General features: G+C 52.7%; 17 protein-coding genes. 4 read left to right on the top strand and 13 right to left on the bottom strand.

Annotated elements, in window-relative coordinates; translation table 11 throughout:
- Positions 1-14: 14 nt before the first annotated feature.
- The 3 genes from KJS28_RS02300 (at position 15) to KJS28_RS02290 (ending at position 4,170) form a co-directional block, all read left to right on the top strand.
- Complete coding sequence (locus tag KJS28_RS02300) at positions 15-1,406, top strand: NYN domain-containing protein (protein ID WP_213541573.1); 1,392 nt, start codon at positions 15-17, stop codon at positions 1,404-1,406.
- Positions 1,407-1,435: 29 nt separating this feature from the next.
- Complete coding sequence (locus KJS28_RS02295; protein ID WP_213541572.1) at positions 1,436-3,484, top strand: ATP-dependent DNA helicase; 2,049 nt, start codon at positions 1,436-1,438, stop codon at positions 3,482-3,484.
- A 74-nt stretch (positions 3,485-3,558) separates the two neighbouring features.
- Positions 3,559-4,170, top strand: a complete 612-nt coding sequence (locus KJS28_RS02290) for a hypothetical protein (RefSeq protein ID WP_213541571.1) — start codon at positions 3,559-3,561, stop codon at positions 4,168-4,170.
- Positions 4,171-4,447: 277 nt separating this feature from the next.
- Here the strand turns inward: KJS28_RS02290 and KJS28_RS02285 are convergent, their stop codons facing one another.
- A complete protein-coding gene (locus KJS28_RS02285) occupies positions 4,448-5,023 on the bottom strand; it encodes an SLOG family protein (protein ID WP_213541570.1) in 576 nt (191 codons plus the stop codon).
- Between the two features lie 151 nt (positions 5,024-5,174).
- Between KJS28_RS02285 and KJS28_RS02280 the strand changes: the two genes are divergently transcribed.
- Positions 5,175-5,504, top strand: a complete 330-nt coding sequence (locus KJS28_RS02280; RefSeq protein ID WP_196031883.1) for a helix-turn-helix domain-containing protein — start codon at positions 5,175-5,177, stop codon at positions 5,502-5,504.
- A gap of 143 nt (positions 5,505-5,647) precedes the next feature.
- Here KJS28_RS02280 and KJS28_RS02275 read toward each other — a convergent pair whose 3' ends face one another.
- The 12 genes from KJS28_RS02275 to KJS28_RS02220 are packed head-to-tail and all read right to left on the bottom strand — an operon-like array spanning position 5,648 to position 18,641.
- Positions 5,648-5,869 carry a hypothetical protein gene (locus KJS28_RS02275; RefSeq protein WP_006573528.1) on the bottom strand — a complete coding sequence of 74 codons (222 nt, stop codon included), beginning with the start codon at positions 5,867-5,869 and terminating at the stop codon, positions 5,648-5,650.
- Positions 5,866-7,638, bottom strand: a complete 1,773-nt coding sequence (locus KJS28_RS02270) for an antirestriction protein ArdA (protein WP_228298420.1) — start codon at positions 7,636-7,638, stop codon at positions 5,866-5,868. Before KJS28_RS02270 ends, KJS28_RS02275 begins: the two co-directional genes overlap by 4 nt.
- Positions 7,639-7,651: 13 nt before the next feature.
- Complete coding sequence (locus KJS28_RS02265; RefSeq protein ID WP_213541568.1) at positions 7,652-7,867, bottom strand: transposon-transfer assisting family protein; 216 nt, start codon at positions 7,865-7,867, stop codon at positions 7,652-7,654.
- A 1-nt stretch (position 7,868) separates the two neighbouring features.
- A complete protein-coding gene (locus KJS28_RS02260) occupies positions 7,869-9,062 on the bottom strand; it encodes a MutS N-terminal domain-containing protein (RefSeq protein ID WP_213541567.1) in 1,194 nt (397 codons plus the stop codon).
- A 12-nt stretch (positions 9,063-9,074) separates the two neighbouring features.
- On the bottom strand, positions 9,075-10,949 hold the full coding sequence (locus KJS28_RS02255) for a DUF3849 domain-containing protein (RefSeq protein WP_213541566.1): 1,875 nt from the start codon (positions 10,947-10,949) through the stop codon (positions 9,075-9,077).
- Between the two features lies 1 nt (position 10,950).
- Positions 10,951-11,724: an adenine nucleotide alpha hydrolase family protein gene (locus KJS28_RS02250; protein ID WP_213541565.1), complete on the bottom strand. Its 774-nt coding sequence runs from the start codon at positions 11,722-11,724 to the stop codon at positions 10,951-10,953.
- Entirely contained in the window at positions 11,721-13,790 is a 2,070-nt protein-coding gene (locus tag KJS28_RS02245) for a DNA topoisomerase 3 (protein WP_213541564.1), read from the bottom strand. Before KJS28_RS02245 ends, KJS28_RS02250 begins: the two co-directional genes overlap by 4 nt.
- Positions 13,787-14,566, bottom strand: coding sequence for a DUF4366 domain-containing protein (locus KJS28_RS02240; protein WP_213541563.1), 780 nt, complete (start codon positions 14,564-14,566; stop codon positions 13,787-13,789). Before KJS28_RS02240 ends, KJS28_RS02245 begins: the two co-directional genes overlap by 4 nt.
- On the bottom strand, positions 14,559-14,795 hold the full coding sequence (locus KJS28_RS02235; protein WP_006573549.1) for a DUF4315 family protein: 237 nt from the start codon (positions 14,793-14,795) through the stop codon (positions 14,559-14,561). The genes KJS28_RS02240 and KJS28_RS02235 overlap by 8 nt, the downstream gene beginning before the upstream one ends.
- Positions 14,796-14,812: 17 nt before the next feature.
- Positions 14,813-17,020, bottom strand: a complete 2,208-nt coding sequence (locus KJS28_RS02230; RefSeq protein WP_213541562.1) for a C40 family peptidase — start codon at positions 17,018-17,020, stop codon at positions 14,813-14,815.
- A complete protein-coding gene (locus KJS28_RS02225) occupies positions 17,020-18,006 on the bottom strand; it encodes a DNA-methyltransferase (protein ID WP_228298452.1) in 987 nt (328 codons plus the stop codon). The genes KJS28_RS02230 and KJS28_RS02225 overlap by 1 nt, the downstream gene beginning before the upstream one ends.
- A 41-nt stretch (positions 18,007-18,047) precedes the next feature.
- Complete coding sequence (locus KJS28_RS02220; RefSeq protein WP_213541561.1) at positions 18,048-18,641, bottom strand: nitrogen fixation protein; 594 nt, start codon at positions 18,639-18,641, stop codon at positions 18,048-18,050.
- Positions 18,642-18,649 lie beyond the last annotated feature (8 nt).

The raw sequence follows: 18,649 nt of genomic DNA, 5'->3' as shown, positions 1-18,649 counted from the left end.
GAAAGGAGTAGATCATGGGCAATTCAGTCATGTTGAATGGCGTCGAATATGCCGGAGAGCAGATTGCCTACAAAGACAGCACCTATGAGCTTGTGTCAAAGGTAGCATACCTGATCGGCGTCCCGCTCCGCATTTTTCAAAATGAACACGAGCCGCCGAAGATAGAGATATACAACCGGCTTGAACAGGATAAAAATGCCCGTATCATTCGTAATCTATGTATCATCCGCACCGCCATTGAGCGCAATTACCGGAAAATAAATGACATCATGCGGATGGAATACCGTGGGCTTCTTTCGATGCCTGAGATCCTTCCAACATCCAGTATGCAGCAGCTTTCAAATGACGGAATCAGCTTTATCAAAAAGTCGAGCACAAAGCTCTGCCACCATATTATAGAGATCAACCGGCTGATTTCAGACCGCATTAACAACTGCAAAAGCCTCTTTCCAATCTGGATTAACTGGGCATACATAAAAGAGTTGTTCATCATGCCAAACGGTTTGACAGAGGACGGAACGAAAGATGCTGCGGACATCTATTACGCAAGTCTCTCCTACTACCCCTATCAAATGTATATCAACTGGGTACCGATGGACGAGGGTAATGTCCTCTATAATGATAAGAAGTTTGCTACCCTGCTTTATCAATGGCATTGCGACGCCTTCACAGAATACAGTAAAGTCTCTGATGCAGGGGCTTTTGTAAAAAACAATATCTACGACTTCATAGATGACAGCGAGAAGACCGTATTGGTAGTGGACTGCGAAAACTCTGACCCGTACAAGCTATGTGCCACGCTCAAAAATCTTGATTATGAAGTCATGCAGAAAATTACGGCGATTATTCTCTTTGATGACGTGCATACTGCTACGGCATGGCGCATTCTCGAAAACTACACCCGCATCCCCGTTGAACATATCATGATTGAGCGGATCAAGCAGAACAAGTCACTGGTAGACATCAAACTCACCGCAAGAGCCTGTCAGGAACACTACCAGAAGCAAGTGGATTCCTTCGTCATCGTCTCAAGTGATTCCGACTACTGGGGGCTGATTTCTTCCTTGCCGGACGCCAGATTTCTTGTCATGATCGAGCGGGAAAAATGCGGACCGGATATGAAGGCGGCACTTGCAGAATCCGGGATATTCTACTGCTATCTGGATGACTTCTACTCCGGCAACAGCGAGGACATCAAGAAAAACGCACTATTCAAGGAGATGTACCGCTGGATTGACAACTCCGTTCACCTGAACGTCAACGATATGTTTGACGCTGCTCTGCGAAACACGAGGATCGAAATGTCTCCCGCAGAGCGGCGGCAGTTCTATGAGAAGCACATCAGGCACATGACGCTGACCATCGACGAGAACGGAAACGTCAGCATTGAACTGAAACGCGGATAGCCTTGGTTTCTATTCCGGGAGGAATGTGGATGGACAACAGATTCTATTTTGGATTCAATACATCGGAGGAACGGAAAAAGCGCAGAAAAGCAGAGCTGTACTCCATGAGTGAGCAAGTCAGCACCTTCTTTTGGGATGAAGCCCCGCAGCATGGATTGGAAATGCGTGAGGGGCAGCAGGATATGTCCTTTGAGATTGTGGACGCCCTCATAAACGATCAGCATTTTGCGATTGAAGCTGGCGTGGGCATTGGAAAGTCCTTTGGTTATCTTGTGCCGGTGCTGCTGTACAGCAAACGCATGAACAAGCCGGTTATCATCGCAACCTCGACCATTGCGCTTCAAGAACAGCTCTGGCGCGATGTCCACGCGGTAATGCCCCTTCTTGGGCTGAACAGAGATGTTATCCTCGCAAAAGGACAGACCCATTATCTCTGCAACAAACGCGCAGATGAGTATATGTGTGACCCGAAAGCAGACCCACCGGACGCGATCAAAGAAGGAATCAAGCAAGGGTATGAGGAACGCAAGGATTTCCCGGAGGTTTTGCCGCAAGGAGTCTGGGACAAGGTAAACGTGCAGCGGTTCAGCATGAAGAATTGTGGCTCCTGTGAAAAGAAGTGCAAGTATTACAAAGTCCGCGCAGCATTAAAGTTTACGGATGGAGTGGTACTGTGCAATCAGGATTTTTTAACCCAGCATCTCATGAAACTCCGGCGCGGTCAGGAAGGGCTGATTAACGCCGCCGCTGATCTGCTTGTCGTGGATGAAGCACACAACTTGGATGATAAGGTGCGGAGTGCCACAACGGAGCGTTTCGGGCAAGGTATGCTCTTTGGAATGATTAAGAGCGCATTCTATGAGCTGCGATCCTTTGACCAGAGCAGTGTGTCAGGTGAAAAGCGAGAGGCAGAGAGCGCAATCATCGCCTTCTATAACTGCCTGAAAGCACAAGTCCAAAAGCAGATCAACGAGGCAGAACAGGATATGCGCTACGCTGACCGCTTTTTCTTCGACAACAATGGCAGTGCGATTGAACTGCTTACCGAGATGAACGCCGCCATACACAACCTTTCGTCCAGCATTCAGATTTATTCCAGCATGGATTTCAGAAACAACCGTTCCTTTGCTGCCTCTGATGATCTGGATGCCGTCAGCGAGTCCCTTTCAGAGCTTCTTGACCAGATAGATGATATGCTGATCTGGATTGAGCAGCACGGCAGCAACACGGAACTCGTCTATTGCCCTAAAAACACAAAAGAAATTGTGAGCCGCCTATACTTCAATGGTGATGAAAGAACCATCTTGACCTCTGCCACGCTGACGAACGCCACGAGCGGGTCTCTGGAAGAACAGTATTCTTACTTTATCAGCAATACCGGCTTTCCCGCTGGTGATCGCGGCTGCTTATCCGAGCCAAAGCCTTCCCCATATCCATACGATGAACACGCCATGATCTACTATTGCGACGATCTCCCGCACCCGACCAGAGAACATGAAGCCTTCATTGAAAAGGGCGTGGAGCGGCTGCTTGAGATCCTGAACATTTCCAATGGAAAGGCACTCGTGCTGTTTACGGCAAAGACCGACATGGAAGAGGTCTACTCCATTCTCAGTAAGAAAAATCTTCCGTACAAAATCCTGATGCAGCAGCCGGGATCGTCGCAGGACAAGGTGCTGCTTGAGTTTAAGGAAGATACGAACTCCGTGCTTCTGGGGACGGGTGCATATTGGGAAGGTATCAGCATTGAAGGAAAAAGCCTTTCCAATGTCATCATTTTCCGGCTTCCGTTCCCTGTCCCCGATCCAATTATCGAGTATAAGTGTTCCGTCGCAAAGGACGCTCTGATGGATGTCCGCGTTCCCGAAATGATTATCAAGCTCAAGCAGGGCATCGGGCGATTGATCCGCAATTTCACAGACACCGGCATTGTCTGCATTATCGACCGAAGACTGCGGGACGAGCCGCCGGAACGCTATCATGACATCACATGGGACTCCCTGCCTATCAAGAATCGTACAAGCAGTCTGGACGAACTGAGGAAATTTTACGAAGGTCTGCCCTCAGCCAAGGAATGATGATACAAACGGCAGTCTCTTCGGAAACATAAAGCAACCCCCAAAAAACGAGAATCAGAAAATGGAGGTGTATCATGATGTACAATGAAAATCTGCACGAAGAAGAACAACATCTAATCCAGCAGATTGCCGAGCAAACAGAGAGAGGAAAAATCAACTGGGAACTAACAGAGTACAATCCGCTGTCCTTTCTGAATGAGGACAAGATAGACAAGAACCCAGCAGTAATCTGTCAGTCCTTCTCCTTTGAAGCGATCATCGGCGGATCCCGTTACGAGCTTGATGTCATGGAGAATATTGATGTGCCGTCCGGTATGGGAGACTACACCATAACCTTGACGCGGGATGAAACCGAAAATTATCTTAAAATTGAGGATGCGCTTTCCTTTGACTGTGACCGCTATGAATGCACACCGGAGGAAGTCGCAGAGCGATTTGCGGACAGCCCCATTGTCCGTCTCAGCAACGCCATCATTCCTGCCACGCTTGGGCAGGAGGATTTAGAAGAGGTCTTCACATGGGCAAGGTTTTTCAACGAGACTGGCATTTCTGCAAAGCTGATGAATCATCCGCTGACCAAGCTCTGTGAAAAGCTGTTCGACGAACACCGTCTGATGGACTTCCATCGCTGCGTCTTGGATGTGGACTATCGAAAGCTGCTCCTAAATGAACTGGCTCATAACTAAGACACGGAAAAACGCCCCCGACACTGTGCCAGACGCACAGTGCCGGGGGCGTTCCCGTTTCCAGCGATTTATTTTTCCCTCGGCAATGGACTGTCCATAAGGTGACACTTTCCGTTTTTGCGAAGCCGTGAAAATTCGATGTTTTCCGTGGAGATGTTAACTGGGCAGCATACGCTGTACACGTTTCCAATAATCACTGAGCAGTGCAATGCGTATTCGCTATCGGGAAATACTTCACGGTTTTCACAACGCTTGATTCAGAAGGGATTTTTTTGCCTTATTCCCGCGTGACATCAAGGGAAGCCGGATTGATGACGATGATGGTCTTGCCTTTTTTGTGGGCATATCTCACGGTATTCCCGGTACCGCTGGGGCATCCATTCCATACTGCGAGAATATAATCGGCGTGATCGACCATGTACCGATTTCTCTTGTCCATGCAGTCCGGCGTGTACTCCCCTTGCAGCATGGTCTCCTTGTCACACTTTGCAGCGATATTATAATACCGTTCCCGTGAAGCCACAGACCATTTGATCGCTTGTGTCTCACAAGGGATTGCGCTTTCCAGAGTAATGTGAGGGTATTTTGATTTCAAATCAAGTACAATTTCCGCAGCATACATATCAACACCAAGAGCCATGCCGGTAATAAAATGCGTGACACCCTCGTTCTCGATGAGTGCTACAATCTGATCCCGCATAACAGACTTCAAAGAAGTACAACGCTTATCGGATTCATCAAAGCCGAACGGAAGACTCTGCGGTCTATGACCGGTAAACGCACAAGTCTTACCTTGAGCGGATTGCCTTTCAGCTTTTTGAGCAGACTTTCTAAACTCAATAATGCGCGACATGACATCCCTTCTTTCACTCTTTTGGTAGGTAACTCCATTTTATCACCCTCATCACGGACAGTCAACGCATTGTCGTTAGTAAAATCAACGACGGCATACCGTGGATAATGACACCGCCGTTAGGTACACTAAATGCAAAGGTGGTGAGGCTATGCGAGAGAAGAAGGACATCAATATTGAAATCGGCGGCAATATTCAAATGGCAAGAGAACAGGCGGGCTATACGCAGGACACGCTCTCAGAAATGCTTGGCATGACGCCGAATCACCTGAGTGCCATTGAGCGTGGTGCATCCGGTATCTCTCTTGAAGCCTTGCAGCGTCTTTGCCGTTTGCTCGGCGTCAGCGCAGACCGAATTATTTTTGGGACTGACGATCCAGAAGCGGAAGCCCTTGCGCTTGCCAGACGTATTTCGGACATAAAGCCGGAATACCGGCAACAGGTTCAAGAGCTGCTATCCGCTATTTTGAATATGTCATAAAAAAAGAGCCTCTGCCGACACCCAAACCGGGCATCGACAGAGGCTCTTGGTTCGTTTTCCGGGCATTCAAACAAGTGCCGAAATCGACACTTATTTCTGCGCTAAAGAAGAAACCGCGCAGGGAATACAATCACTTAGGTTGGTCAGTTTGCGCCGCTCTGAGGCTTGCAATCACAGGCTTTTTCGACCCCTAACTGTCTACACCTCGATGCCTTGCGGGAGAAGTGCGGACAGGCGATGAGATCCGCACGGAAGCTCTGCTTGCAGCTATGGACGCAGCGGACGCAGAAGCGGTTATACTTCCGGCGTCCGCTGTCCCCGATGAAGAACGACCACTCCTGCCGCCATTTCTGACTTCTGCTCACAGTTCAATCTCTCCTTTGTGCTTTTTGGGAGGGCAGCATTCCTTCTGCTTTTCAGCCTTTGCAGACTTGAGCCTGTCCATGATGGAGGACTTTTCGCCCCTTTCGGGGGCTTTGACCTCTGCGGTCTTGTCCTCCTTCGGACCGTTGTTGATGATCCCATCAATCATGCCGTAGTCATCCTCCATCGACATCTCCGCCGCCTTGAGGTAGTTTTCCTTCTCAAGAGCCGCCATCCAGCTTTCCTTGCTGATACCGAGCATTCCGCCCTTTGCTGCATGATCGGCAATCTCCTTGGCATCTACGCACAAGCCCTCGGTGTTATCGGAATAGAGGCGGTAAACCTCGCAGCCCTTCTCCAAAGCCTTCTCTGCCGCCTCCTGCCCAGCGGGAAGAACGCCAGCCCATGCGTAGCCATAGTCCTTCATATCCTGAATGGAGAGAGTGGGATCCGGCATTTCCGGCACTTCCTTGACCTCAAGGTCGAGAAGGCGGAGCGTGTCATCGTCAAAGCCGTTGTAGACATCATCAAGAACGAGCTTGCCGCGCTCATCGACGATGATGCAAGCCGCTTCATCGCCGTAGGTGTCATGCTCCATCAAATAAAAGCTGTGACCGCCGACCTCGTGCTGATCAATGGTGTGCCATGTCCCGATGTGACCGGCAACCGTCAGACCGGAGGTATCGGCGTTCATCTCAAAGTCCTTCTGCTCGATGCTCTCCTGCTTCTGCTGTTCCTTCGAGATCATGGGAATCGCAACAATCTTATCGCCCAACTTAACAAACTGCTCCGGCACTTTGAAGTGGTCAGAGAACTTCTGCATCTGCTCTACGGTCAGAGAGCCGAAGCTGTCATCCGTCAAGGCAACTACCATGAATGTTCCGGCAACAACGTCGTAGATGTCACCGTCCTCATCCCGCAGAGCGCGGTTCAGAGGCAGACCTTCCAGCTTGCCTTCCTCGTTGCAGACTAAGGCAACCGGGTCTTCATAGGGATAAATCGCCTCGATGCAGCCGCCGACCTCATGCTGCAAGGACTCCAGACCGGAGTCAATCTCCTTCACATAAGGCTCCTTTCCCGGCTCGACGATAAGAACGGCGATGGTGCCGTCACGCTCGACGGCTTCCCCTGAGCCGGTGATCCGGTATTCATCGGGAATATCATCAAGCTCCCCGTTAAACTGCCTGTCCCAGCGTTCGCTTGCAACGCGGACATAGCCCTCATCGGTGAAGCGTCCCTGCTCATCCATCGCAATGTCGCGCCCATAGCGTTCATAGTCAATGTAATTTGCCAGAGGACCGAGATCCTTTTCAGAGTAGATACCGGCTTCGTGGGCGTAATAGTAGCCGAGATCGGATTCGTCGTTGATACCGGGCATGATGTCGTAGCAGTCCAGATTGAACGTCAGGTTGATGAGATCGTCAATATCGCTGACCTCATCGCAGCCAGCCTCCATAACGGCAACGAGTTTTTCCTGATCGCTCAGGGAAAGCTCGTCAATCAAAGCGGCAAGGTAGTTGAGCTTATCAAGGCTCTCGTACTCGCCAAGCATCTTCTGAACGCCATAGATCGGGCATTCGTAGTCGGTGATAAACCACTCTTCGTAGGGCTGACCGAAATCATCCTGCTTGCCGATTCCGATGCGCTCAAAGACCTTCTGCATCTCTTCCTCGGTTGTGGGCAGCTTCACCCACTCACCGACCAGCATACCCTCGTTGTACTTGCCAAGGTTCGTGACGAAGGCTTCAAAATCACCGTCTAATACGGGCATAGGCATCCTCCTTTCAGTCATCTACCATGCCGTCCGGCATGATATACAGTTCCTCAAACTCCGCGTCGGTCATGGCTTCGAGCTTCTGGACGGTTTTGTACATCAGCTCTGCGATCTCGCCGTCCATGTCGTTCAGGGTGACGCCCTTCATATCGTCGATCAGCCGCTTCCGGCTGGACGTGTTGAAGCAGCACATCAGGTTGATTTCTTCCACGGTAAAATTCTTCATATCAGATTTCCATATCCTTTCCTTTGTTTTTCTGCGGCTTCGGTGTGTGGGACGGCTGGGCTTTCTGCGCGGATTTCAGCTTGTCGCGGATGGATTCACGGGCAGCGGGCTTCTTCGGAACGGTGTCATAGACGGCAATACCGGTATCTTCCACATACGAGCGGACATACTTGATGCTTTCCGAAAAGCGGATGGGGCGGTTCTTGTTCTCGATGTTGGTCAACCGGACTTCATCAGCGGCAAAATCAACCGCGTCAATCCTGCACTTGATGCCGTCCATATTCAGCGTCGCGCCGACAGGAATGTAATCTGCGGCTTTGAGTTCCTTGAAGGTCTCGCCGTCCTTGCTGAGAAAGACATCCGCGCCGGACTGCCAGAGCTTCTTTGATGCTGCTACCCACGCAGCTTCACGGAAGCCGGTCACCGGCATGGAGGGCTTGCCGCGCACCTTCTTCTCAAGGAGCTTCGTGCCGAGCAAGGGTGCGGCTTTTTCCGCGTCCTTGCCGTACAGCTCAAAATAGCCGTTCTGAGCAAAGCAGACCAGCGCGTCCGGATGAATCTTTTTGACTGCCTCATATTTGCGGAGTTCTGCGATGGGGAGCGGCGAAAGCACCTCTGTCCTCTCTGCCTCTGGCAGTCTGTCACGGCGGCTTTTCTGCTTAGACAGCACTTCCACCAGAGCATCTGCGTCCTTCGGGAGCGTCCGGTGGGCTTGTACGCCACCATGCTCACCAACCAGAGCCATTGCCTCATCGAAGCTGCTGCGGCAGGGTGCGTCCAGCACAAAGCCGTCTGCGAAGGTCAGCCGGTCATGATCCGGCGTAACCGAGTTCTGCGCCACATTTGCCGCCTGTTCCCGGTAGTTGATCTCAAAGACATCTCCGAATACCTTGCCGCGCTTAATAGCTTTTGGGACAATGACGCGGGCAATGCACTCGTCGTAGGTCTGCTCCGCGTAAAAGCGGAAGGTGTTGTGATCCCGCGTCCCCTGAATAAAGACCTGATTTTCGTTGAGACAGTGCGTTCCATGCGGACGGCAGAACCACATCAGCGTTTTGTCTTCGGGATTCCGGCTTTTGGCAGCGCGGCTGATGATACGCTTGTCGATGTCGAAGTCTTCCTTGTAGCTGTCTACATGACTGTCCACGAGCTTCTGCAGCTCCGCAACGACGTCAACGTCTGTGTATTTCTTCATGCGTCTCCTTTCTCACAACTCCATGTCGTGCGTTTTGGATTTGACCGGAGACTTCTTCTCCGGCTGCTGTTTTGCGGCAGTCCTGAGCTGATCGCGGATGGAGGGCTTTTCCTGCTTCTGCTCCTGCTTGACGTATTCCAGCGTCGGCATCAGCTCACGATAGCAGCCCTGTGTTTTCCGCGCTGCATGACGGCGATGGATTTTGAACAGCGGCTCACCGTTCTGCGTGACTGTGTTGCCCTCGATCCTGACGCTGTTCCGTGCCAGCAGATTGAAGGAGTGGTTGGAGGCGCGATAGGACGCCCGCATTCCGTCGTTGTTATAGGCGATCTGCCCCTTGAGCGTGTCCATGACGGCGGCTTTGATCTCCTTCTCTTCGGCAGTCAGGCGGTGTGCCTTCGGCGCTTTTGCTGCTTCCTCCGGCAAGGGCGCAAAGGGAGACTTGACCTCCACGGTTTTTACCTCAATAGAGGCAATCTCATCGTTCTCCCATGCAACGACCTCCGGGTCTCTTTCCTCTGTTTTCTCAGAAGTGACTTCCTTCTTAGGTTCAGTCTGCTGACGGAACGCATCGACGAAAAGGGCGGTCAGTCCGGGATTGGGTTTATCCACAAGGAAGCGAGAGGCATTCTCAGGGCAGACTTCAACGCTCTTTGCCCACTCCTTGAGAGACTGCGGAATGCGCCCGTCGAAGTCTTTCTGCTGAATGGTGTTTGCGAGGACGTACCGGACGCGCTCCGGAGAGAATTGCTCAAGGACGCTTTTCACGGCATCATCCGCATCCAGCCGGTTATCTCCGTAGTTGGTGCTGATCGCCGCTTCAATCGCACTGCGGCATTCCACGTTTGCAGCGAGAGAAGCACGATATGACTCCAGCTCACCGGCTTCATAGGCGTAATTTGCCGTCTCGCGGTAAATGGGGACTTCCGACATCGGCTCTGCGGGCATTTCGCTTTCCTTCTCTGCGGACTGCGCTTTTTCTGCCAGCAGCACCTTGAGCTTGGCGTCAATTCCCTCAATCATTTCAGCCGCTGTCTTGCGGATGGTGTCCAGAGAGCTTTTCAGCTCCTTGGTTTCCTTGCCGGAAGACCAACCGGCGATATAACCGAAGGAGTAGTCCGAGGTTTCAATGCCGTACCGCTGACAGACAGTGTAGGCTACGCTTTCTGCCTCAACCTCCTTGGTGTGACGATCCTTCTTGTCTTCGGGGGCGGTTTTCTCGTCCGGCTTGAAAGCGTGGAGCTTTGCGTGAGCGATCTCATGAATGGCGGTTTTGACCGTCTGGATTTCACTCATGCCTTCCTGAATGGCAATGCGGCTTTCAACCGGAGAGAAGAATCCCTTCGCGCCACCCGGAATATCCTCAAAGGAAATGGGGACGGGAGACTCCTGCTTGAGCGCATCGAAGAACGCCTCGTAGTTCTCGACGGTGCCTTTCAGCTCATCAACGATGATGTCCGGAAGCTCCTTGCCATCCGTCTGAGAAACATCGAAGACACTTACCACCTTGAAGGCAGGACGCAGAACCTCGACCGTTTCCGTGACAGCATTTCCGTCTGCGCCGATCACCGGCTTTTGCGTCACGGGGTCAATCTTCTCACGCTCTTCCTGCGCCTTGTACGGTGCGGGTGCAAGAATCTTGATGCCCTTTTCGCCCTTCATGACCTGACGATCAAAGTTGCGCTGCCACGAGGTATAACCGGCAACGTAGGTTGCCTCCGGCTTCTGCATCGCAATGAGCAGCGTGTTGTTGAAGGAATAGTTGTAGAACTTGGACATCGTGCGGAGGTATTCCTTGAACCGCTCGGATTCAAACAGCTCCTTGATGCCCTGTTCCAGCTTGTCCGTGATTTCGCGGACTTGCTGTGCATTTTTGTTTTCAGCCATTTCAAACCTCCATTTCGGATTTGTTTCGGGGAGAAGCAAACCCCGTCTGGGATTTGCTCAGTAAACGAGCCTTTACCTCTGACGGGGTTTCTCTGCGCGTCAGCCGACGATGAAAGATGTTATCCTCCTTCTCCCATTCAATCAGTCTGTCAAACAGCTCCGGGTGTTTTGTAATCATGTGCAACAGCTCTTCGTCGCTTGCATTGGGACAGAACCAGCAGCCGTTTCTTCGGCAGTGAGCGTAGATCGGGGAAAGCAGCCCGTGTTCCTGACAGAGCTTGTAGGCGTCCGCCTCGCTCATGCCGTACTTGGCAAGCAGACTGACCTTCTTCACTCCGTCCAGACGCGCAAGGCGTTTTGGCTCATCCTCCGCGATGCCGACATAGCTCACGGTGTCCGGAGAAAGCGCGGCATTGTACTTGCGAACGGGCGGGATTTTGCAGTCCCGATTGACTGCACACATACCAGCCCATGCGAAGCCGCGAACCTCGCCCTTATGCGGTCCACGGGTGATGACATGATGGAATACGTCATCGTAGGTCTTGTCTGCATGGAGAATGGTGAACTTGATGCCCAGTTCCTTTTCACAGAAGGGCTTGAGCCGGTCATAGATGAAGTCCCGGTGTTCCGGGACTTCGCCGCTTGTGTCCTGATCAAACATGACCTCACTGAAAACCGCCTCGTCCAGCGGCTCATTGTACTGTGCAGCCAGCAGGAGCGTCGCCACGCTGTCTTTGCCTCCGCTGCAAGAGGCAACATACTTCGGACGGTTCATCGGTCAAACTCCATCTTGAAGCTGACGTATTTGCCGCCGCTGTCATCCAGACGGATCACCGCATCATAGAGCTGAGGCTTCTTCGGCGTGTAAAGCCCGGTCACGCGGCACCAGCCCTTATCCAGCAGCTCCTTTGCAATCCTCTTGGTCAGCTTCTTTTTCTTGCTGGAAAAGAACTTGTTGTCTTCCCACAGGCAGAAGGAGCATTCCTTATTCGAGCAGTAGAAATTGCCCTTGCCGACATAGACCGGAGATCCACAACGAGGACATTTGCCGATTTCCTCCTTGCCCGTGCCGAAACGCTGGGCTTCGGCATCGGAGAGAAACGGGTAGGCTTTCACGAGATCCCCGGTCATCTGGACAATGCCTTTGAGGAAGGCGTCCGCATCTGCCTTGCCGCGCTCAATCTCCATGAGCGTATTTTCCCATTCCGCCGTCATTTTGGGAGACGTAATCTGTTCCGGCAGGACGCAGACGAGGTTGCAGCCGTCCTTCGTGGGAATGAGAGACTTACCCTTGCGCTCTGCAAAGCCGGATTTCACCAGCTTTTCAATGATACCGGCGCGTGTCGCGGGTGTTCCAAGACCTTTCTTCTCGGTGTCATCGTCAAACTGATCGTTTCCGGCAGTCTCCATCGCAGACAGGAGTGTATCTTCCGTGTACTGCTTCGGAGGCGTCGTGAAGTGTTCCGTGATACTGGCAGAGACACTATCCAGAACATCACCCTCATGGACTTCGGGCAGGGACTTCATGGGATCGTCCTTTTCCTTCGCCTTGAGGGAAGCCTTGAACAGCTCTTCGATGGCTTTCCATCCGTTTTGAACGACGGTCTTGCCCTTGGTTTTGAACGTATAGCCCTCGCAGGAGAGCGTGATCTGCGTTTCCGCGTAGGTGTGCTTCTCGCCGGTCGCACACAGAAGGCGCATTCCGACAAGATTGAGGATTTTCTGCTCCGACTGAGGCAGCGCGGAAACATCCTGCTTTTCGAGCTGAACGGTCGGGAGAATGGCATGGTGATCTGTGACCTTGCTGTTGTCGGTTACGCGAGAAATGTCCGGAGTGACCGAAACGCCGGAGAAAAGCGGAAGCTGGCGGCAGACGATGGAGATCACCTGACGGGCAGTGTCCTCCATATCGTCCGTGATAAACTGGCTGTCCGTGCGCGGATAGGTCAGGAGCTTCTTTTCGTAGAGCGTCTGAACGAGATCAAGCGTCTGCTGGGCGGTGAAGCTGTAGTATCGGTTTGCCTCGCGCTGCAAGGTGGTCAGATCATAGAGCTTCGGAGGATTGACGGTTTTCGTCTCCCGCTTGAGAGAAGAAACGACGGCTTGCTTTTTCTCGCAAGCCGCCGCAATTCTTTTTGCTTCCTCTTCGGTTTTGACCTTTTCCAGATCGGCGGTCAGATCGCCCTTGCCGACGTGGACGTTGAAATACTTCTCCTTCTGGAACGTGGAGATTTTCCCGTCACGCTCCACCAGCATTGCAAGAGTCGGCGTCTGGACGCGCCCGACCACCAGCTTCTTGTGATAGAGCGTGGTGAAAAGGCGGGTGCCGTTGATACCGACAATCCAGTCTGCCTTCGAGCGGCTAAGTGCCGCTTCATAGAGACGGTCATATTCCTTGCCGTCCCGGAGATGGTTGAAGCCTTCGCGGATGGCGGAGTCCTCCAATGAGCTGATCCACAGACGCTTGAAGGGCTTGGTGCATCCGGCTTTGTTGTAGACCAGCCGAAAGATCAGCTCACCCTCGCGTCCTGCATCGGTTGCACAGACCAGCTCGGTGACGCGCTTGTCCTTCATGAGAGAAGACAGCACCTTGAACTGCTGGGCTTTGTCCTTCGTGACCTCATACATCCAGTTTTCCGGAACAATGGGCAGATCGTCGTACCGCCACTTGGCATACCGCTCATCGTAGGAGCTGGCGTCTGCCAGCTCCACCAGATGACCGAAGCACCACGAAACGATGTAATTGCCGCCCTCCATGTAGCCGTCCTTGCGGGACGTCGCGCCCAACACCTTTGCGATGGACTGGGCAACACTGGGCTTTTCAGCAATGACTAAGATCAATCTTCATCACCATCCGTTTCGGCATCCTCCGCAATCTGCGGCTCTTCATCCTCGTTGATGTACGGCTCTTCCTCGTAGCCTTCATCGTCGAAGAAGTCCATGTCTTCATCCTTGGGCTTTCTGCCCTTGACGAACTTGATGTAGTAATAAGCTGCACCCGCAGCACCGGCAAGGGCAAAGATGACGAGGATCATGCCGATGTTGGATTTCTTTTCGGGTTTAGGGGCGGGGACATCGGTTTCTGCATCCTTATCCGGCTCAGGTGTAACGGGGGCTGTGCCGGTGCATTCGCTCATATTGGTCTTGCAGACCGGGCAGTCTGTGTTGACCTGACCGGCAGCGCACTTTTCCTTGCAGTTACAGGTGGTCAGCGCAGCCGCAGTATCTTCGTCCAGCAGCGCAAGCAGATCGCTCTCATCGACCTTGTTCAGGAAGTACGTCTGATACTGTTCCTCATCCTCGTTGATGGGCGCATCGTAGTCGATGACAATGAAAAAGGTGTTGCCGTTTTTCGTCTGGACTGTGATGAACTGCTTGTTGGTTGCCCTGTCATAGAGCAAGTCGCGGGTGTAGGCGTTGCCCTCATCGTCAATCGGCTCACCCTTCGGCTTTTCCGGCGCGGGTGTAGTTTCAGGCTGCTGTTCCGGCTGTGTTGCCTCCGTAACGGGAAGGTTCTGCTCGGTGTCATCGGCATAGGCAAACGCCGTCACCGAGAAGCAGGACAGAACCATGACGCAGACCGCAAGGACGGTCAGAAAACGAAACTTCTTACGCATTGTCGATTACCTCCGTATTTTCAGCGGGCTTGGTACCGCCCTTCATGGAAGACAGGAACGCCATGATCTGATCCTTGTCCATCACCATAGAGCGCACGGTATTGATGATTTCAAGGTTTTCCAGCTCTGTCTTCTTGTCGTACAGCTCCTTGAGCTGTCCTTCGATTTCGGACTTCTTCTTTTCAGCCTTCTCAATGTCGGAGAGGACTTTCTGGTACTTGGGATTCATGAAAAAACTCCTTTCTTTTAATAGGCGGGTCTTCCGAAGGCGTAGAAATGCTGCTGCCAGTAGGAAGAGTTGATGGATGTGTACTGAATGGGATCGCCGCAGTGGATCATGACCCCATCACCAACATAAATGCCGACGTGAGACACGCCGGGGGTGTCATACGTTCCGACGAAAAAGATAAGATCACCGGGCTGTGCATTCGCCTTTGAAACCGGCGTACTGATGTTGTAAAGGCCCTGTGCGCCAAGCCGTCCGGTATTTACAAGTCCGCTGTTCGTGAGAACGTAGCTGACGAAGCCGGAGCAGTCAAAGGACGTGTCGGGATTGGAGCCGCCCCACACATACGGATAGCCGAGATACTTTTCCGCCTCGGTAATCAGCGTTGCAAACTTCTCGTCGTTCAGGTATTCCGGGTTGACATCGTAGTCGGCGGGAGGATTGGTGATGTACTTGTCCACATAGGGAGAGTCACCGAACAGATCCTCGCGGTTGCCCAGCACCGACATATACGTTGCGTACATGGAGAGCTGTTCCTGAGACATGATGTAGACCGGGACGTGGGAGAGATTGAAGTTTTCGAGCTTCACGTTGCAGATGTAGTAGTCATACGGGACGCGATAGGTTTCCGTGTGCGTGTTGCCGTCTGCGTCCGTCCATGTGTTGGTTTCCGTGCGGTATCTGGTTTCGACGATAACCTCTTCGGTGAGGATGTACTGCTTTTCAAACAGCATTTGGAGCGTACCCTGCACCTCATCCAGCGTGAACTCGCCCTCATGGAGAGCCGAGAGGATGGAGATCAGCACATAGGGGTCATGCTCAATATCATCCAGATCAAAGTGATACTCGTCATAGTCATGGGTGCTTTCATAGTTATCCAGATAGCTTTGCAGCTCTTGCTCCATCCGGCAATACTGCGCCTCCGCGCCAAGCATCGCGTCGTCCTCGCTGAGATAAGAGGATGCAATAACCGACGAGCCGGTAGAGGAGAGCATCGAACACGAGCTGATTCCGGCACCGAGCAAAACGAGAAGGGCAATTCCGACGCCGATCCAGATGAAGACCTTCTTGTTCTTCTCAAAGAACTCCTTGATCTTGTCGGACACCTTTTCACCGAGCTTCTTGCCGGTATTCTTTGTGGCAGTCCCGGCAGTCTGAGACCCGGCATTTCGAGCGGCGGCATATTCCTTCTTGATGCTCTGCTTCTGGTAGTGCTTGTTCATGTTCTGCTTCTTCATCTCAGGATGCTCCTGCTGATTTCTCTCATATTGGAGCTTCGCATCCGCAGCATCCGCCTTGTGTTCCAGCTTGGAGACCTTCTCGTAGGGCTTGTTGACGCTGCTTTCCCGATGATGACGGAAATGCCGAGCGGCAGTCTCAGCGGCGATCTCCGTTTTATGCGCCGCCTCAACCGCCGTGTTTTCCTGTTCGACCTCATGGATTTTGCCGTGAATGCCGGAAGCGAGGGTGTCACCGACCTTGCGGACGGTTTTATCCGCTTCAAATTGCAGCTTGCCTTTGCCCTTTGGGTTTTTCAGCTCATCCTCAAAATGAAGGCGGGTTTTGCCCTTGCCGGTCTCTTCATCAAAAACGCGCTCCTTCTTGAGAACCTTGTGCGTGGGCAGCTTTTCACGGGCGGCATCCAGACGTTCATGCGCCTTCTCGGACTTCCTTTCGAGCTTCTGTATCCGCTTCGTGGGCGGGACGGCATCATCCGAGACCGGCTTTGCGGAGGAAGTCTCTGCCGCTTGGGAGAGAACGGCATCCGCATCCACTGCCTCCACTGCCGAGGTCTTGCTCAGCTTGTGCGTAACAACCGTTTCGGCAATCACCGTGCCGGTATGAGAAGAAACGCCGTGCTGCTCCAAAGCAGGAGGCTTGAACGGAGTCTCTGACACGGGCAGCGGTTCGGGTGCATTCTGGGGTGGATTTTCTGCCCTTTTCTCTTCTGTGACGGACGTTTCCGAGGGCGGCTGTGTGTCGTTATCCTCGGCGTGTTCCGCCTGAAACTGACGCTGCTGACGGCGCATCTGCACCTTTTTCTGTTCCTCTGGGGAAAGAGCTTCGGAAGGCTCGACTGTCTCAACGGGCTTCACCAGCTCCGCATCTTCCAGCCGCTTTGACACACGCTGCTCGGTGCCAGCCGTCAGGTTTTCCTCAACCGCGCCTTCCCGCGTCATCCGCACGACCACCTTGTCACGGGCTTTGAGTTCCGGTTCCTTCGCCATCAGATTTCACCTCCAATCCGCTTGTAGGCAAGCTCGGTGTATTCAGGGTTCAGCTCGATGCCCACGAAATGACGCCCCATCTGCGCAGCAACCATTCCCGTTGTGCCGCTTCCCATGAAGGGATCAAGCACAATGCCGCCTTCGGGACAACCGGCGAGAAGACAGGTTTCAACCAGCTTCGGAGGGTAGGCGGCATAGTGACCGCCCTTGAAGGGAACGGTGTTGATCTTCCAGACATCGCGTTTGTTGCGAAGCGGATTGATGTCACAATCCTTGATCTCGCCATGCTCACGGGGGCGGTTGATGGACTGCGGCTGAGGCTGACCGGGAACGGGCTTTCCGTATTTGTTACCGCCCTTCATGCCGCGCTTGAGGCGTTCTGCCGTTGCAGTGGCAATCGGCTCGGAGATTGCCTTGTAGTCGAAGAAATACTTCCTCGACTTGGAGAACAGGAAAATATGCTCATAGCAGCGGGATAGGCGGTCTTTCACGCTCTCCGGCATGGGGTTATCCTTCATCCAGATGATGTCGTTGCGCAGATACCATCCGGTATCGCGGAGAGCAAAAGCCAACATCCACGGAATGCCGATCATGTCTTTCGGCTTGCAGCCCTCAACCTTGTTATTGAGAGCCACAGCCTGACCGGTTCTGCCGTTGGGGTTCTTCGGGTCAACAAAATCGCCCTGATTTCCTTTTCCGGCGTAGGTGTCCGAAATGTTCAGCCAGAGCGTTCCATCCGGGCGCAAAACGCGCCTGACTTCGGTAAACACTTCCGTCAGGCGCGAGATATATTCCTTCGGCGTTGTCTCTCTGCCGATCTGAGCATCCATGCCGTAATCGCGGAGCGCGTAATACGGAGGGGACGTCACACAGCAATGAACGCTGTCATCGGGCAGAGTTTTCAGGATTTCAAGGCAATCGCCGGTATGAATGATGTCAAGTTGTATGGTGGTGTACCTCCTGTTCTGTTGGATTTGTGTTTCCATTGAAATGTTGGCTGTGAAACCCGATAACATTTCAATGGGCATCAGTCGGAGTAATACTCGTCCGGCTCATAGTCCTCATCTTCCATGAAGTCCTCGTCGAGATCGTCAATCTCGTCTGCCCAACGGTCGAAGATTTCCTCGGCTTCCTTCGCCGCCTCACGATAGAGGCTCAGGCGGTTCTTCTCAAAGGCGGCAAAGGCGGGGACGAACTTGCCGAACTCGCGGATTGCCTTCATATCCTGCGTGCGCATATCTGCGACGCACTGAATGATTTCGGACATCGTGAGCAGATCGTCGATCATCAGCTCATACTTGTCCTTGGGGATAGATACGGTTTCATCATCCGCCGCGTCAGCGAAAGGGGTATTCTCATCGCTGTTGCTGCACTTGGGAACATCAACCTTGAAGTAGAAACCGATCATATCCACAGATACCTTGGTCATAATCTGACGCGCCTCCTTGACCTTTTCGTCGATGTCCTCCCTCACATGGAGGTAGGCGCGGTGATGCTTCTTGAGGTCGCTTTCCAGTCGGATCAGATCGGTCAGCTCCCACAGAGCCTTAAACAGCGCGGAGGTGTTCTCTCCGTATTCGATAGCGTCCGCGTAGGGAATGGTAATCATCTTGTTGTTCATGTTCAAAA

It is taken from the genome of Vescimonas coprocola, assembly GCF_018408575.1.
Classification (GTDB): Bacteria; Bacillota; Clostridia; order Oscillospirales; family Oscillospiraceae; genus Vescimonas; species Vescimonas coprocola.
This window is presented reverse-complemented; position numbering and strand designations above follow the sequence as displayed.

Excerpts from the sequence above, each read along its gene's own strand:
- KJS28_RS02250 (WP_213541565.1), bottom strand. The coding sequence starts at position 11,724 with ATGAACCGTCCGAAGTATGTTGCCTCTTGCAGCGGAGGCAAAGACAGC.
- KJS28_RS02260 (WP_213541567.1), bottom strand. The coding sequence starts at position 9,062 with ATGAAGAAATACACAGACGTTGACGTCGTTGCGGAGCTGCAGAAGCTC.
- KJS28_RS02280 (WP_196031883.1), top strand. The coding sequence starts at position 5,175 with ATGCGAGAGAAGAAGGACATCAATATTGAAATCGGCGGCAATATTCAA.
- KJS28_RS02300 (WP_213541573.1), top strand. The coding sequence starts at position 15 with ATGGGCAATTCAGTCATGTTGAATGGCGTCGAATATGCCGGAGAGCAG.
- KJS28_RS02265 (WP_213541568.1), bottom strand. The coding sequence starts at position 7,867 with ATGAAGAATTTTACCGTGGAAGAAATCAACCTGATGTGCTGCTTCAAC.
- KJS28_RS02255 (WP_213541566.1), bottom strand. The coding sequence starts at position 10,949 with ATGGCTGAAAACAAAAATGCACAGCAAGTCCGCGAAATCACGGACAAG.
- KJS28_RS02270 (WP_228298420.1), bottom strand. The coding sequence starts at position 7,638 with ATGCCCGTATTAGACGGTGATTTTGAAGCCTTCGTCACGAACCTTGGC.
- KJS28_RS02240 (WP_213541563.1), bottom strand. The coding sequence starts at position 14,566 with ATGCGTAAGAAGTTTCGTTTTCTGACCGTCCTTGCGGTCTGCGTCATG.
- KJS28_RS02290 (WP_213541571.1), top strand. The coding sequence starts at position 3,559 with ATGATGTACAATGAAAATCTGCACGAAGAAGAACAACATCTAATCCAG.
- KJS28_RS02285 (WP_213541570.1), bottom strand. The coding sequence starts at position 5,023 with ATGTCGCGCATTATTGAGTTTAGAAAGTCTGCTCAAAAAGCTGAAAGG.
- KJS28_RS02225 (WP_228298452.1), bottom strand. The coding sequence starts at position 18,006 with ATGGAAACACAAATCCAACAGAACAGGAGGTACACCACCATACAACTT.
- KJS28_RS02235 (WP_006573549.1), bottom strand. The coding sequence starts at position 14,795 with ATGAATCCCAAGTACCAGAAAGTCCTCTCCGACATTGAGAAGGCTGAA.
- KJS28_RS02230 (WP_213541562.1), bottom strand. The coding sequence starts at position 17,020 with ATGGCGAAGGAACCGGAACTCAAAGCCCGTGACAAGGTGGTCGTGCGG.
- KJS28_RS02295 (WP_213541572.1), top strand. The coding sequence starts at position 1,436 with ATGGACAACAGATTCTATTTTGGATTCAATACATCGGAGGAACGGAAA.
- KJS28_RS02220 (WP_213541561.1), bottom strand. The coding sequence starts at position 18,641 with ATGAACAACAAGATGATTACCATTCCCTACGCGGACGCTATCGAATAC.